The organism is Streptomyces sp. NRRL F-5727, assembly GCF_000719555.1.
GTDB lineage: Bacteria > Actinomycetota > Actinomycetes > Streptomycetales > Streptomycetaceae > Streptomyces.
Window position 1 is genome coordinate 21,305 of record NZ_JOGX01000057.1, and the last position, 14,364, is coordinate 35,668.

Sequence of the window (14,364 nt, forward strand, 5' to 3'; positions counted from 1 at the left end):
GGCCCCGGTGACGAGTCCAGCCTAGCCGGTGACCGATACTTGCCCGTATGGCTTACGACGATCTCCGCTCGCTGCTCAGGGCCCTTGAGCGCGAAGGCGACCTCAAGCGCATCAAGGCCGAAGTCGACCCGTACCTGGAGGTCGGGGAGATCGTCGACCGGGTGAACAAGGCGGGAGGGCCGGCGCTTCTCTTCGAGAACGTGAAGGGCTCCGCCATGCCCCTCGCGATGAACGTCTTCGGCACGGACCGCAGGCTCCTCAAGGCGCTCGGCCTGAAGTCGTACGAGGAGATCAGCGAGAAGATCGGCGGCCTGCTCAAGCCCGAGCTGCCGCACGGCTTCGTCGGCGTGCGCGAGGCGTTCGGCAAGCTGGGCTCGATGGTCCACGTGCCGCCGAAGAAGGTGAAGGACGCCCCGGTGCAGGAGGTGGTCCTGACCGGCGACGACGTCGACCTGGACCTGCTGCCCGCGCTCTTCACCTGGCCGAAGGACGGCGGCTCCTTCTTCAACCTGGGCCTCACCCACACCAAGCACCCCGAGACCGGCGTCCGGAACCTGGGGCTGTACCGGCTCCAGCGGCACGACAAGCGCACCATCGGCATGCACTGGCAGATCCACAAGGACAGCCGGAACCACTACGCGGTCGCCGCCGAGCGCGGCGAGCGGCTGCCGGTCGCGATCGCCTTCGGCTGCCCGCCGGCCGTCACGTACGCCTCCACCGCCCCGCTCCCCGGCGACATCGACGAGTACCTCTTCGCCGGCTTCGTGCAGGGCAAGCGGATCGAGATGGTCGACTGCAAGACGGTCCCGCTCCAGGTCCCGGCGCAGGCCGAGGTCGTGATCGAGGGCTGGCTGGAGCCGGGCGAGATGCTGCCGGAGGGCCCCTTCGGCGACCACACCGGCTTCTACACCCCGCAGGAACCGTTCCCCGCGCTGAAGATCGACTGCGTCACCATGCGGAAGCGCCCGCTGCTCCAGTCGATCGTGGTCGGCCGGCCGCCGACCGAGGACGGGCCGCTGGGGCGGGCGACGGAGCGCTTCTTCCTGCCGCTCCTCAAGATCATCGTGCCGGACATCGTCGACTACCACCTGCCGGAGTCGGGCGGCTTCCACAACTGCGCGATCGTCTCGATCGACAAGAAGTACCCGAAGCACGCGCAGAAGGTCATGCACGCCATCTGGGGCGCCCACATGATGTCGCTGACCAAGCTGATCATCGTGGTCGACAAGGACTGCGACGTCCACGATCTGCACGAGGTCTCCTGGCGGGCGCTCGGGAACACGGACTACGCCCGTGACCTGACCGTCGTCGAGGGGCCCGTCGACCACCTCGACCACGCCTCGTACCAGCAGTTCTGGGGCGGCAAGGCGGGCATCGACGCCACGAAGAAGCTGCCGGAGGAGGGCTACACCCGGGACGGCGGCTGGCCGGACATGGTGGAGTCGGACCCGGCGACGGCGGCCCTGGTGGACCGCCGCTGGAAGGAGTACGGACTGTGACCACGGCCGCGGTCCCTGGCGCGCAGCCGGGGCGTACGAAGGCGTTCCTCAGGCTCGTGATGATCGAGCACTCCGTCTTCGCGCTGCCCTTCGCCTACATCGCCTCGCTCACCGCGATGTTCCAGCTGGACCGGAGGATCGACTGGTGGACGCTCTTCCTCGTCACCGTCTGCATGGTCGGCCTGCGGACCTTCGCGATGGCCTGCAACCGGATCATCGACCGCGAGATCGACGCGCGTAATCCCCGGACGGCGGGCCGCGAGCTGGTCACCGGCGCGGTGTCGGTGCGGTCCGCGTGGACCGGGGCCGGGATCGCGGTCGTCGTCTTCCTCGGCGCGGCGGCGCTGCTCAACCCGCTCTGCCTGGCGCTCGCGCCGCTGGCCGTCATCCCGATGGTCGTGTACCCGTACGGAAAGCGGTTCACGAACTTCCCGCACGCGATCCTGGGCCTCGCCCAGGCGATCGGCCCGATCGGCGCCTGGCTGGCGGTGACGGGCGCGTGGTCCTGGGACGCGGTCATCCTGGGCCTCGCCGTCGGCATCTGGATCGGCGGCTTCGACCTGATCTTCGCCTGCCAGGACGTGCAGGCGGACCGGGCGCAGGGCGTGATGTCGGTACCGGCCCGCTTCGGCATCCCGGCGGCGCTGTGGGGCGCCCGCGCGTCCGCGGTCGTCACCACCGGCCTGCTGGTCTGGTACGCGCTGGCCACCGACGCCGGCCTGTTCTTCTGGATCGGCCTGGTGATCGTGGTGGCGGCCTTCTGCTACGAGCACTCGATCGTGAAGCCGCACGACCTGTCGAGGCTGAACAGGGCCTTCTTCACGACGAACGGTTTCATCGGCATCTCCCTCTTCGTCTGCGCCCTGCTCGACCTGCTGGTCCGCGGGCTCACCCTCTAGGCTCGGCGCCATGAACGACGGCAAGCGCACCCCGTGGGTCGTGGGGGTTTCCGGGGCGTCGGGGACGCCGTACGCCGCGTCCGTGCTGAGGGGGCTGCTCGCCGCGGGGGAGAGCGTCGACCTGGTGGTGTCGCGGGCCTCGCGGCTGACGCTGCTCGACGAGACGGGGATCGGTTTCCGGGACGCGCACTGGCGCGAGGACCTGGCGGCCTGGCTGGCGCGGGGCGCGGACGGGAAGCCGGACGCCTTCGACGTGCCGGTGGAGTCGCTGGGCGGCGTGCGGTACTGGGCGGCCGGCGACCTGGCGGCGGGGCCGTCCTCGGGGTCGTACCCGGCGAAGGGGATGCTGATCGTGCCGGCCTCGACCGCCGCGGTGGCGGGAGTGGCACTCGGTCTGTCGAAGGACCTGCTGCAGCGGGTGGCGAGCGTGACGCTCAAGGAGCGGCGTCCGCTGGTCGTCGTGGTGCGGGAGACCCCGCTGAGCGGGCAGACGCTGAAGCAGATGGTGGCGCTGGACGAGGCGGGCGCCGTGGTGCTGCCCGCCTCTCCGGCGTTCTACGCGGGGGCGACGCACATCCAGGATCTGGTGGACTTCGTCGCGGGGCGGGTGCTCGACGCGGCAGGGGTGCCGCACGAGCTGTACCGCCGGTGGCGGGGAGAACTCGGAGGAGGAGCTCCGGGGGTTCCCCGTGCCGGTTAGCGCTTCTTCGCGGCCTTCTTCGGGGCCCGCTTCGAGGCGGAGGCGGTCTGGTGGGCACGCGAGCGGTTGGCCAGGTCCTGCAGCTCGCGCATTCGGGCGTAGGCCATCTCGATCGTGTACACGGTGTTTTCACTCCTGAAAGATCGTCTTTGATCTGCTGAAAGATTCGCAGGGTGACGGCCCTGCATGCCTTAGATTCTACACCTAAACTTGCGGTATCGCTGGACAATGGAAGGTCGTATACCTATGGACGCCGTGGACAGGCAGCTCATCCAGGCCCTGCGCGAGAACGGACGCGCCTCGTACGCCGAGCTGGGACGGCTCGTCGGGCTCTCCGGCCCCTCCGTCACCGACCGCATCAACCGTCTGGAGGCGGCCGGGGTCATCACCGGCTACCGCGCCACCGTCGACGCCGCCTCGCTCGGCCTCGGCGTCACCGCCCTCATCGGCATCTCCCTCTCCGACGCCGCCGACCACGAGGACGTGGCCCGCCGGCTGAAGGACCTCGCCGAGATCGAGGACTGCTGGTTCATCGCCGGCGACGACTCCTTCATGCTCAAGGTCCGCGCCAACGACGTCGACGGACTGGAGAAGACCATCCGCCGGCTCAGCGGCACCAAGGGCGTGTCGAGGACCCGCACGACGATCGTGCTCTCCACGAAGTGGGAGAACCGGGTCGGGGACCTGCCCGAGGAGGGCTGAGAGTACGGTGGGTGAAGCCTGATTTCGTCGGACACATGGGAGGCGGCCGCATGGACGCGGGGCTCAAGCGGGAGCTGGAGCAGAAGGTGCTCGCCGGTGAGCGGCTGAGCCGTGAGGACGGCATCGCCCTGTACGAGTCCGACGACCTCGCCTGGCTCGGCGGGCTGGCCCACGAGGTCAGGACCCGCAAGAACGGCGACGTGGTCCACTTCAATGTCAACCGGCATCTGAACATGACCAACGTCTGCACGGCCTCCTGCGCCTACTGCTCCTTCCAGCGCAAGCCGGGCGAGAAGGACGCGTACACCATGCGCATCGAGGAGGCCGTGCGCCTCGCGAAGGCGATGGAGAGCGAGAACCTCACCGAGCTGCACATCGTCAACGGGCTCCACCCCAACCTGCCCTGGCGGTACTACCCGCGCTCGCTCTCCGAGCTGAAGAAGGCGCTGCCGAACGTCTCCCTCAAGGCGTTCACCGCCACCGAGATCCACCACTTCGAGACCATCTCGGGGCTGTCCGCCTCCGACATCCTCGACGAGCTGATCGAGGCCGGTCTGGAGTCGCTGACCGGCGGCGGCGCCGAGATCTTCGACTGGGAGGTCCGGCAGCACATCGTGGACCACCGCACCCACTGGGAGGACTGGTCCCGGATCCACCGGCTCGCCCACGAGAAGGGCCTGAAGACCCCCTCGACGATGCTGTACGGGCACATCGAGGAGCCGCGCCACCGCGTCGACCACGTGCTGCGGCTGCGGGAGCTCCAGGACGAGACCGGCGGCTTCCAGGTCTTCATCCCGCTGCGCTACCAGCACGACTTCGTGGACATGCAGGACGGCAAGGTCCGCAACAAGCTCCAGGCGCGGACGACGATGGCGACCGGCGCGGAGGCGCTGAAGACCTTCGCGGTGTCGCGCCTGCTGTTCGACAACGTGCCGCACGTCAAGGTCTTCTGGGTCATGCACGGCGTGCAGACGGCCCAGCTGGCGCTCCAGCACGGCGCCGACGACATGGACGGCTCGGTGGTCGAGTACAAGATCACGCACGACGCCGACAACTACGGCACGCCGAACAAGCTCACCCGCGAGGACCTGCTGGAGCTGATCCGCGACGCGGGCTTCCGGCCGGTCGAGCGGAACACCCGGTACGAGATCATCCGCGAGTACCCGGGTCCGGACGCGGACCGGCGGGAGACGCCGCAGGCGATGCGCGTCTGACGTCCCTTCACGCGGCACGCAAGAGGCCCGGCGGGTGATCCCCGCCGGGCCTCTTTCCTCATGCGGTCTTCCTCATGCGGTGTTCCTCATGCGGTCATGCGGGTTTCCTCACGCGGTGTGGTCGACCGGGATCCACAGCTCCGCCGCCGCCGTCTTCCAGTCGGCGGACGGGCGGACGGAGAGGATCTCCGGGCCGGGGCGGCTCTCGTACGGGTTCGACGGGAACCACTCGGTGAAGACGTCCCGCCACAGGTACTGGAGCGCCTGCGGATAGGGGCCCTCGTTCTCGAAGACGGCCCAGGTGCCGGCGGGCACGTGGAGGGTCTCGTACTCCTCCGAGGGTGCCTCCGGGCCGGTGACCGCGCCGTACCAGTGGTCGAGCTCCGCGCCCTCCTCGCGGCTGTCGGTGAGGTGGACTACCGCCGAGACGAGCCCGGCCGGCCCGCCCGTCGACAGGGCGGCGAGTGCGTCCAGCCGCTCCTGGCCGAGGCCGCGGATCTGGGCGGCGATCGCCGGGTTCTCGCCCTCGTGGACGAGCGGGACCCGGGCCCTGCTGCCGGTGATCCCGAAGGCGTCCCGGGTCGTGACGCGGTACTTCATGCTGCTGTTCCCTTCGACGACGAGGCGGAAGGACATGCGCGGCTGGGCGGTGAGCACGGCGCCGGTGCGGCGGGCCTCGCCGGGGCCGATGCCGTGGACGGCGCGGAACGCGCGGGCGAACGCCTCGCCGGAGCCGTAGCCGTACCGCACGGCGATCTCCAGGAGCGTCCGCTCCCCGGCGAGCACCTCGGCGCCGGCGACGGTGAGCCGCCGGCGGCGCACGTACTCCGACAGCGGCATCCCGGCCAGGGCCGAGAAGAGCCGCCGGAAGTGGTACTCCGACGTCGTCGCGATCCGGGCCAGCTCGGCCGGGTCGAGGTCGCCGTCGAGGCGCGCCTCGATGTGGTCGAGGGCACGGTTCAGTCCGTCCAGCACGCCCGGTCCTTCCTCTTTCTGCGTTGTCCTCACCGTAGGAACGGGGCGCGGTCCGGCACCCGACAATCCGTGCCCGGTCAGGTCAGGGGCAGCAGCATGGTGATGTCGTCGCGGTCGTCGCCGGGGGCCACGCGGATGGCACCGGGGACGCGCCCGACCTCCTTGTAACCGGCCTTCGCGTAGAAGGCGTCGACGCCGGTGCCGCCGCGGACGCCGAGCCGGATGGCCTCGATCGCCTCGAAGCCGGGGGCGGTACGGGCGGTGTGCTCGACGGCCGCCATCAGGTCGCGGCCGTACCCCTTGCCCTGGTGCTTGGGGTGGACCATCACCGTGTACAGCCACACCCAGTGGGTCATCAGGCGGTGGCTGTTGAAGGCGTAGAAGGCGGTGGCGGCGACCTCGCCGTCCGCGTCCCGGCCGACCAGGAGCCGGTGGGTGCCCTGGGTCATGTTCGCGAGGTGCTTGAGGAGGGCGGGGCGGACGTCGTCGTGGGTGACGGGCGGGACGAAGCCGACGGCCCCGCCGGCGTTGGTGACGTCGGCCCAGAGGGCGAGGATGCCGTCGGTGAGGGCCTGGTCGACGGCCGGATCGGCCTCAAAGGTAAGGGTCATAAGCGAAGAGTATCTATTACTCAGCCCCGCGCTCAAGACCTTTCGTCCCCGCCCGCCCCCTCTCCCGCCCCCGACCCCGCCTCCGGTGCGGCCCCCGCGCCGTGCTTCACTGGGGGACGCTCGTCCCGTAATGGGAAGGTTCGGAACCTCGGAACGAAAGAGTGGGTCATGCTCCGCTACTCGCTGATGCGGCTCGGCATCTTCGCCGGGTGCTTCCTCGCCCTGTGGGGCCTCGTCTACGTCGGCGCGCTGCCGCGCGGCCTCGGTGACTCCAACCTCCTGTGGGTCCTCCTCCTCTCCATCGTCGTCTCGGCCCCCCTGAGCTTCGTCCTGCTCCGCAAGCAGCGCGACTCCCTGAGCGCCGAGATCGTCGAGAAGGTCGACCGCGCCAAGGACCGCCTCCACGAGAACCGCACCCGCGAGGACGCGCTCTAGACGGACTGGCGGGGCCGCCCCCAGGCCGGTCTGATGTTGTCCGCCGCCGTCGTCCAGGTGGTGCCGGTGGCGGGCTGAATGTGGGCGATGCGGAGGAGTCGGCTGCCGTGCCGCTCGTGCACGACCGCCGTCAGTACGCCCTCGCCGCCGCTCGCGATGTCGCGCACCCTGCGGTGAAGGAAGGGGTGCCCGGCCTCCCTTTCATCGGCCGCGTCGTTCACCGCTCGACTCTTCCCAGGCCTCGAACCACCGGTCCAGAAACTCTCGCCACCCGGCCTCGGAGCGTGCCCGGAGCGCCGGGCTCAGACCGGCGGGCGGGACCGGGACGCCTTGCTGCGCTTCATCAGGATCCGTCGTCTCCATGACCTAGACCTTAAGCGAAAGCGACTTTAAGTCGCAAGGGCTTAAGGTCGCCCCCGGTTCGGTTCGAGGCGAGGAAGTAGGGTCGCTGGCAACAGTGAGCGGGAGGTTGGAACATGTCGGGCGATGCGTGGATCAGTGAGACCGCGCCGTATCTGGCCCCGCGCGAGCCCGGCCAGGGTGACGCGTGGACCGACGAGGCCGCCCGGCGTGGGCGTCACGGTGGGCAGCGGCTCCTGTACGCGGGCGAGGTGGAGGCGCCCGACGCCGTCCGCGTCGCTCTGGGTCTGCCGGCGGGTGAGCGGGTGGTCGTCAGGCGGCGGCTGATCCTGCTGGACGACCGCCCTGTGGAGCTGGCCGACTCCTACTACCCCCTCTCCGTCGCCGACGGCACGCCCCTGGCGGAGCCGCGCAAGGTGCCCGGCGGAGCCGTCACTCTGCTCAAGGAGCTGGGGTACGTCGGTGCCGAAGTCGTCGAGGACGTGAGCGCGGGTCTGGCCACCGGCGGGGAGCGCGAGCATCTGGAGCTGCCCGAGGGGGGTGCCGTCCTCCGGCTGCTCCGCCTGACGCGGACCGCCGCGGGAGCGCCGATGGAGGCGTCCTTGATGGTCATGCCGGCCGGCAGGCACCTCACGTACCGGCTCGGGAAGCGGGACGCGTGATGGCGAAGGAGTTCACGGACCCCAGGTCGCCGCACCAGAAGATCGCGGCGGAGCTCCGGCGGCGGATCACCCGCGGGGACCTCCCGCCCGGCAGCAAGCTGGGCTCGACCGCCGAGCTGATGGAGCAGTACGGCGGCGTGGCCAACACAACCGTCCAGAAGGCCCTTCAGGTGCTGAAGGCCGAAGGGCTCCTCGAAGGGCTGCCGGGCAAGGGGGTGTACGTACGCCGGCACGCGCAGGAATCCGTCGAGCCGGTCGACTATCTGCGCCCGGCCGGGCCGGACGAGCCCTATCCGTGGGTTTCCGAGGCCGCGAAGCGGAGGCAGGTCGGCCGGGTCCGGCTTCTGGGTGTCGACGTTGTCGTCCCGCCGGCGGAGGTGGCCGAGGCCCTACGCCTGGAGGACGGCGAGCGAGCCGTGCTCCGCAGGCAGCTCCTCCTCCTGGACGAGGAGCCGACCGAGCTCACGCGGTCCTACTACCCGCTGAGTCTGGTCGAGGGCACCGCAGTACTGGAGAAGAAGCGGATCCGGGGCGGCACCCCGGCCCTGCTGGACGCGATGGGCTTTCCCCCGCGCGAGTTCGTGGACGAGCTGTCGTCCGAGATCCCGACGGAAGAGGAGGTTGTGGCGCTGGAGCTGCCGAAGGACATGCCCGTCCTCGTCGCCTTCCGGGTGGTCTACTCCGACGGCGGGCGCCCGATCGAGGCCACGCTGATGACGAAGGCGGCGCACCGGTACCGGATGCGCTACCGGCAGCCCCTGATGTGAGGCGCCCCGGCGGTTCCGGACGTGGGGGCGATGCGTAAGGACTGCGTAAGGTTCCTCACAGATCGCGCACCCCTGGTGTGAGCGTTGTGGCTCTCATCAGGGGTGTTCTGCGTTTCGGCCTGGGTGGCCGGTTCCTGGTCTCAAAGAACAGCTTTGAGGTTCTCAAAGTTCAAGTGTTAACGTATCGGCCATGACGACAGCAGTGCGCCCCTTCGACGCCCCGGGCATCCCGCTCGTGGCGCGCCTGCACGTCGATCTCTGCCGCTGTATGTCCGCGGTCTGTTGCCGCGTGCTCTGATCCGGCATCATGCAGCGGCCCGTGCGAGAGCGCGTGCGCCGCACCCCCGTCCCCCGTATTCCCCGATACGCACCTGTGGAGTGTGTCCGTGTCCGCGTCTGTTTCCGCGCGTATACCCAAGGTTCCCTTCTGGGCCCAGATCGTCGCCGGTCTCGTGCTCGGCGTCCTGCTCGGGTGGATCGCCCGCAGCCAGGACGTCTCCTGGCTGAAGGAGACCCTCGCGCAGGTCGGCGACATCTTCGTCCAGCTGCTCAAGCTGGCCGTCGCCCCGCTCGTCTTCTTCGCCATCCTGGTGTCCATCACCAACCTGCGGAAGGTGAACAACGCCGCCCGGCTCGCCACCCGCACGCTCCTCTGGTTCATGATCACCTCGCTGATCGCGGTCGCCATCGGCCTCGCCATCGGCCTGATCACCAACCCGGGCTCCGGCACCGGCCTCACCCCGCAGGACGGCAAGCTGCCGAAGCGCGAGGGATCCTGGATCGACTTCCTCACCGGCATCGTCCCGACGGACGTCATCACGCCCTTCACCGAGCTGAACGTCCTCCAGATCGTCTTCATGGCCGCCGTCGCCGGCATCGCCGCCCTCAAGCTCGGCGACAAGGCCCAGCCGATCCTCACCTTCTCCGAGTCGGTCCTGGAGCTCCTGCAGAAGGCCCTGTGGTGGGTCATCCGCCTCGCCCCGCTCGGCACCGTCGGCCTCATCGGCTTCGCCATCGCCGACTACGGCTGGGACCTGATCGGCAAGTACGCGACCTTCACCGCCGACGTCTACATCGGCTGCGCCCTGGTCCTCTTCGGCGTCTACCCGCTGCTGCTCGCCACCGTCGCCAAGGTCAACCCGCTCCAGTTCTTCAAGGGCGCCTGGCCCGCCATCCAGCTGGCCTTCGTCTCCCGCTCCTCGGTCGGCACCATGCCGGTCACCCAGAAGGTCACCGAGCGCCTCGGCGTCCCGAAGGAGTACGCCTCCTTCGCCGTCCCGTTCGGCGCCACCACCAAGATGGACGGCTGCGCCGCGATCTACCCGGCGCTCGCCGCGATCTTCATCGCGCAGATCTTCGACGTCCAGCTCGGCATCGGCGACTACCTGCTGATCGCCTTCGTCTCGGTCATCGGCTCCGCCGCCACCGCCGGCCTCACCGGCGCGACGGTCATGCTGACCCTGACCCTCTCCACCCTGGGCCTCCCCCTGGAGGGCGTCGGCCTCCTCATGGCGATCGACCCGATCCTCGACATGGTCCGGACGGCCACGAACGTCGCCGGCCAGGCGCTGGTCCCGGTGATCGTCTCCGCCCGGGAGAAGATCCTCGACGTCGAGCGGTACGACGCCGTCTCCGCCTCCCCCGTCGACGAGCGCGAGCCGGCGCTGGCCGCCTGACGCGCCCCGCGCCGCAGCACGCCCCACGTGCCCCGCACCCGCTCCGGGTGCGGGGCACGTAGGCTTTGCGGGGCGTTCGGGTGATCATGGAAACCGAGGCGGGCGCGGGTGGGGAGAAGGCGTGGCGGGGACCAAGAGGCTGCCGCGGGCCGTGCGGGAGCGGCAGATGATGGACGCCGCCGTGGCGTGTTTCGCGCGGCAGGGCTACCAGGCGGCGTCGATGGACGAGATCGCCGAGCTGGCCGGGGTGTCGAAGCCGCTGGTGTACCTGTACCTGCACTCCAAGGAGGAGCTCTTCACCGCCTGCATCCGGCGCGAGGCGCGGGCGCTGCTCGAGGCCGTCGCCGACGCGGTCGGGGACACCGACGCGCCGCCGGACGAGCGGCTGTGGGCCGGGCTGCTCGCGTTCTTCGGGCACGCCGCCGACCGTCCGGACGCCTGGGCGGTGCTCAGCCGGCACGCGCGGACGCAGGGCGAGCCGTTCGCGACCGAGGCGGCGCGGATGCGGGAGGAGATCGCCGGCTTCGTGACCGGGCTGATCGGCGAGGCCGCGCGGGCCGCGCACGGGCCGGTCGCGATCGGCGAGCGGGACGTGGCGGCGCTGGCACAGGCCCTGGTCGGGTCGGCCGAGTCGCTGGCGACCTGGGCCAACGAGACGCCCGGCGTGACCGCGCGCGAGGCGGCCGCCACACTGATGGACTTCGCCTGGTCCGGTCTCGGAAACCTCATGAAAAACGAGCGCTGGTCTCCCCGTTGAGGCTTACCGCGCAGTAAGGTTACCGGCTAGTCCGTCCCACCCGGGACCCCGTACGGCCGCACGACCCTCCGCTCCACCAGGCACGAGACTCCGCTCCAGACGCACGAGACTCCGCTCCAGACGCACGACCCTCCGCTCCACGACGCACGACCTTCGTTCATCGCGCAGACCGAGGAGCCGCCCGTGTCGACCGACCTCGCCCTCATCCGTGTCGACGGCCGCGTCCGGGAGGTCTCCGCGCCCGCCCTCGTGCCCCGGGTGGACCGCGGCTCCCTCGCCGACCTGCCGTACGACAACGCCCGGCAGCATCCCGACGCCGTCGTCTTCTCCCGGAAGGACCCCGACGATCCCGACGGCGGCTGGAAGGACGTCACCGCCGCCCGGTTCGCCGCCGAGGTCCACTCCGTCGCCAAGGGCCTCATCGCCCACGGGCTGCGCCCCGGCGACCGGCTCGCGCTGATGGCCCGCACCACCTACGAGTGGACGCTCCTCGACTTCGCCGCCTGGGCCGCCGGCCTCGTCACCGTCCCCGTCTACCCGACCTCCTCCGCCTTCCAGACCCGCTGGATCCTGCAGGACTCCGGTGCCGTCGCCTGCGTCGTCGAGGACGCCGGGCAGGGCCGGACGGTGTCGGCGGAACGCCGCCGGCTGCCGGGCCTGAGCCACCTCTGGGTCCTCGACGCCGGAGCCGTACGGCAGCTGCGCGAGGCGGGGGCGCGCGTACCCGACGAGACGGTGACGGCCCGGCGCGGGCTGCTCACCCCGGACGACCTCGCCACCCTCGTCTACACCTCCGGCACCACCGGCCGGCCCAAGGGCTGCGCCCTCACCCACGCCAACTTCTTCGCCGAGGTCGACAACGCGGTCAAGCTCCTCCACCCGGTCTTCGCCCCCGAGGGCGGCGAGCCGCCGTCCACCCTGCTCTTCCTCCCGCTGTCGCACGTCTTCGGGCGGATGGTGGCGGTCGGCTGCGTCCGGGCGCGGGTACGGGTCGGGCACGCGCCCGCGGTGGAGGGCGACGCCCTCCTCGACGACCTGGCGTCCTTCCGGCCCACCTTCCTCCTCGCGATCCCGTACGTGATGGAGAAGGTCTACAACCGGGCCCGGGCCACCGCCGAACGGGCCGGGAAGGGCGCCGCCTTCGACCGGGCCGCGCGGGCCGCCCGCCGCTTCGGGCGGACCGAGGCCCCCTCGCTGTCGGTGCGGGCCGCCCGCGCCCTGTACGACCCGCTGGTCTACCGGCGGATCCGCGCGGCGCTCGGCGGCCGGGTGCGGTACGTGATCTGCGGCGGCTCGCCGCTCGGCACGCGGCTCGCGGAGTTCTTCCGGGGCGCGGGCGTCGAGGTCTTCGAGGGGTACGGCCTGACGGAGACCACCGCCGCGTCGACGGTCACCCCGCCGCTCGCGCCGCGCACCGGCACGGTCGGTCTGCCGCTGCCCGGCACGGGGGTGCGGATCGCGGACGACGGGGAGGTGTGGCTGCGCGGCCCGCACGTCTTCGCCGGGTACTGGGACGCGCAGCGCGGCACCGCCGTCCCGTACACCGACGACGGCTGGTTCCCCACCGGCGACATCGGCGACCTCGACGAGGACGGCTACCTCACCATCACCGGCCGCAAGAAGGACCTCCTGATCACCTCGGCCGGCAAGAACGTCGCCCCCGGGCCGCTGGAGGACTGGCTGCGGGCCCATCCGCTGGTCGCCCAGTGCATGGTCGTCGGCGACAACCGGCCGTACGTCTCCGCGCTGATCACCCTCGACCACGAGGGCCTCGCCCACTGGCGGCGGATGCGCCAGAAGGACCATCTGGCGCTGTGGGAACTGGCCCGGGACGAGGAGCTCCTCGCGGTGGTGCAGAAGGCGGTGGACGACGCCAACCGGCTGGTCTCGCGGGCCGAGTCGATCCGCGCCTTCCGGGTGCTGACCACCGAGTTCTCCGAGACCTCCGGGCACCTCACGCCCTCGCTGAAGCTCAGACGGCGGGCGGTGCTGCGGGACTTCGCGCGGGAGGTCGAGGAGATGTACGGACCGGAGTCGGCGTACGAGTAGAGGAGATGTACGGACCGGTCGGCGTACGAGTAGGGGGCGGGCGGGGGCGGGGGCGCCGCGGGGCGCCCCCGCCCTCCTGCTCTGCTCGGGCCGCGCTCACACGGTGAGCGGCACCTCGTGGATCTCGTCGGCCGCGTGGCCGGTCCGCTGGTGGATCCGCTGCACGGCGTCGGCGGACGGGCCCGTCGACAGGCAGTAGACCGTGCCGGACGCGGGGTCCGCCCACGCCTTCTGGAAGTGGACCCCTTCCTCCTTCTCGATGGCGAGGTCGGCGCGGTGGGCTTCGAGGAGCTGGTCCTCCGTGATCCCGACCATGCCGCGGTGCACGTCCATGTAGGTGGCCATGGTTCTCACACCTCCCTTTCCATGGTGCGCCCTCAGGGCCACAGCAGCTCCCTGGCCCAGCCGGAGGGGGCGGCGGGGTCGCGGCGGTAGCGGAGGCGGAGGTGGCGGCGGCGGGCGTCGCCCTGGAAGAACTCGACCTCGGCCGGTTCGACCACGTACAGGGTCCAGGTGGGCGCGTCGGCGTCCGGCTCGGCCTCGGCGCGGCGCCAGGCCGCGTCGCTCGCCGCCGCGAGGGCCTCGGGGGAGTCGAGCGGTTCGCTCTGGCGGCCGGTGAGGGCGGCGGCGAGGGCGCCGGTGGTGCGGGCGTGCAGGTCCGCGTACGCCTCCTCCCGGCTCGCGGTGGTGACGTGCCCCCGGACCCGGACCTGCCGTCCCTGGACCGGCCAGTAGAAGCCGAGCGCGGCCTCCGGGCGGGCGGCGAGCTGACGGCCCTTGGCGCTGGTCGCGTGCGAGGCGAAGTGCCAGCCGCGTGCGTCGGCGTCGTGCAGCATCACGGTCCGGACGTCGGGGCGGCCGTCGGCGCCGGCCGTGGCGAGGGAGAGGGTGTGCGGTTCGGTCTGGCCGGCGGCGACGGCGGCGAGGAACCAGTCGTGGAAGAGGGGGAGGGGCTGGGGCGGGGCGCCCTCCGGATCGAACCGGGGCAACTCGGTGTCCCAGACCCGCAGGGACCGCAGCGCGTGGCGGAAGTCGTCGCTCATGGGGCGAGCGTAGGC

At 71.1% G+C, this 14,364-nt stretch carries 17 protein-coding genes; 11 read left to right on the forward strand and 6 right to left on the reverse strand.

The genetic code is table 11. The features are described from left to right. The first annotated feature begins 47 nt into the window (after positions 1-47). Genes IF73_RS0129315 through IF73_RS0129325 form a run of 3 tightly spaced genes read left to right on the forward strand, consistent with a single transcriptional unit; the run spans position 48 to position 3,098 of the window. Positions 48-1,499, forward strand: coding sequence for a menaquinone biosynthesis decarboxylase (locus IF73_RS0129315; protein WP_031013388.1), 1,452 nt, complete (start codon positions 48-50; stop codon positions 1,497-1,499). Continuing rightward, a complete protein-coding gene (gene mqnP / locus IF73_RS0129320; protein WP_031013390.1) occupies positions 1,496-2,398 on the forward strand; it encodes a menaquinone biosynthesis prenyltransferase MqnP in 903 nt (300 codons plus the stop codon). Before IF73_RS0129315 ends, mqnP begins: the two co-directional genes overlap by 4 nt. 10 nt (positions 2,399-2,408) lie before the next feature. Further along, positions 2,409-3,098, forward strand: a complete 690-nt coding sequence (locus IF73_RS0129325) for a UbiX family flavin prenyltransferase (protein ID WP_031013391.1) — start codon at positions 2,409-2,411, stop codon at positions 3,096-3,098. Here IF73_RS0129325 and IF73_RS42640 read toward each other — a convergent pair. After that, positions 3,095-3,220 carry a hypothetical protein gene (locus tag IF73_RS42640; protein ID WP_267883599.1) on the reverse strand — a complete coding sequence of 42 codons (126 nt, stop codon included), beginning with the start codon at positions 3,218-3,220 and terminating at the stop codon, positions 3,095-3,097. The genes IF73_RS0129325 and IF73_RS42640 overlap by 4 nt on opposite strands. 124 nt (positions 3,221-3,344) lie before the next feature. Between IF73_RS42640 and IF73_RS0129335 the strand changes: the two genes are divergently transcribed. Together IF73_RS0129335 and mqnE are read left to right on the forward strand one after the other, a co-directional pair. After that, positions 3,345-3,800, forward strand: a complete 456-nt coding sequence (locus tag IF73_RS0129335) for an Lrp/AsnC family transcriptional regulator (RefSeq protein WP_031013392.1) — start codon at positions 3,345-3,347, stop codon at positions 3,798-3,800. A gap of 50 nt (positions 3,801-3,850) precedes the next feature. Then, on the forward strand, positions 3,851-5,014 hold the full coding sequence (mqnE, locus tag IF73_RS0129340) for an aminofutalosine synthase MqnE (protein WP_031013394.1): 1,164 nt from the start codon (positions 3,851-3,853) through the stop codon (positions 5,012-5,014). A 108-nt stretch (positions 5,015-5,122) separates the two neighbouring features. Here mqnE and IF73_RS0129345 read toward each other — a convergent pair whose 3' ends face one another. After that, positions 5,123-5,989 carry an AraC family transcriptional regulator gene (locus IF73_RS0129345; protein ID WP_031013395.1) on the reverse strand — a complete coding sequence of 289 codons (867 nt, stop codon included), beginning with the start codon at positions 5,987-5,989 and terminating at the stop codon, positions 5,123-5,125. Positions 5,990-6,066: 77 nt separating this feature from the next. Further along, positions 6,067-6,600 (reverse strand): GNAT family N-acetyltransferase, encoded by a 534-nt coding sequence (locus IF73_RS0129350; protein WP_031013396.1) that lies wholly within the window; start codon positions 6,598-6,600, stop codon positions 6,067-6,069. Positions 6,601-6,768: 168 nt separating this feature from the next. Between IF73_RS0129350 and IF73_RS0129355 the strand changes: the two genes are divergently transcribed. Next, positions 6,769-7,035, forward strand: a complete 267-nt coding sequence (locus tag IF73_RS0129355) for a DUF4229 domain-containing protein (RefSeq protein WP_031013398.1) — start codon at positions 6,769-6,771, stop codon at positions 7,033-7,035. Here IF73_RS0129355 and IF73_RS0129360 read toward each other — a convergent pair. After that, a complete protein-coding gene (locus IF73_RS0129360; protein WP_031013400.1) occupies positions 7,032-7,256 on the reverse strand; it encodes a hypothetical protein in 225 nt (74 codons plus the stop codon). The genes IF73_RS0129355 and IF73_RS0129360 overlap by 4 nt on opposite strands. Positions 7,257-7,511: 255 nt before the next feature. On the opposite strand from IF73_RS0129360, the gene IF73_RS0129365 reads away from it, so the two are divergent. From IF73_RS0129365 to IF73_RS0129385, 5 genes are all read left to right on the forward strand, one after another. After that, a complete protein-coding gene (locus IF73_RS0129365) occupies positions 7,512-8,057 on the forward strand; it encodes a GntR family transcriptional regulator (RefSeq protein ID WP_031013402.1) in 546 nt (181 codons plus the stop codon). Then, positions 8,057-8,824, forward strand: a complete 768-nt coding sequence (locus tag IF73_RS0129370) for a GntR family transcriptional regulator (RefSeq protein ID WP_031013404.1) — start codon at positions 8,057-8,059, stop codon at positions 8,822-8,824. Before IF73_RS0129365 ends, IF73_RS0129370 begins: the two co-directional genes overlap by 1 nt. 380 nt (positions 8,825-9,204) lie before the next feature. Then, the gene (locus IF73_RS0129375; protein ID WP_031013406.1) at positions 9,205-10,500 is read left to right on the forward strand and encodes a cation:dicarboxylate symporter family transporter; all 1,296 of its coding nucleotides are present in this window, start codon (positions 9,205-9,207) and stop codon (positions 10,498-10,500) included. A gap of 166 nt (positions 10,501-10,666) precedes the next feature. Then, positions 10,667-11,257: a TetR/AcrR family transcriptional regulator gene (locus IF73_RS0129380; protein ID WP_078868316.1), complete on the forward strand. Its 591-nt coding sequence runs from the start codon at positions 10,667-10,669 to the stop codon at positions 11,255-11,257. A gap of 183 nt (positions 11,258-11,440) precedes the next feature. Further along, positions 11,441-13,306, forward strand: a complete 1,866-nt coding sequence (locus tag IF73_RS0129385; RefSeq protein WP_037880876.1) for an AMP-dependent synthetase/ligase — start codon at positions 11,441-11,443, stop codon at positions 13,304-13,306. 96 nt (positions 13,307-13,402) lie between these two features. On the opposite strand, the gene IF73_RS0129390 is transcribed toward IF73_RS0129385, so the two are convergent. Beyond that, positions 13,403-13,651: an SCO4226 family nickel-binding protein gene (locus tag IF73_RS0129390; RefSeq protein WP_031013410.1), complete on the reverse strand. Its 249-nt coding sequence runs from the start codon at positions 13,649-13,651 to the stop codon at positions 13,403-13,405. Between the two features lie 32 nt (positions 13,652-13,683). After that, complete coding sequence (locus IF73_RS0129395) at positions 13,684-14,349, reverse strand: pyridoxine/pyridoxamine 5'-phosphate oxidase (RefSeq protein WP_031013412.1); 666 nt, start codon at positions 14,347-14,349, stop codon at positions 13,684-13,686. Positions 14,350-14,364 lie beyond the last annotated feature (15 nt).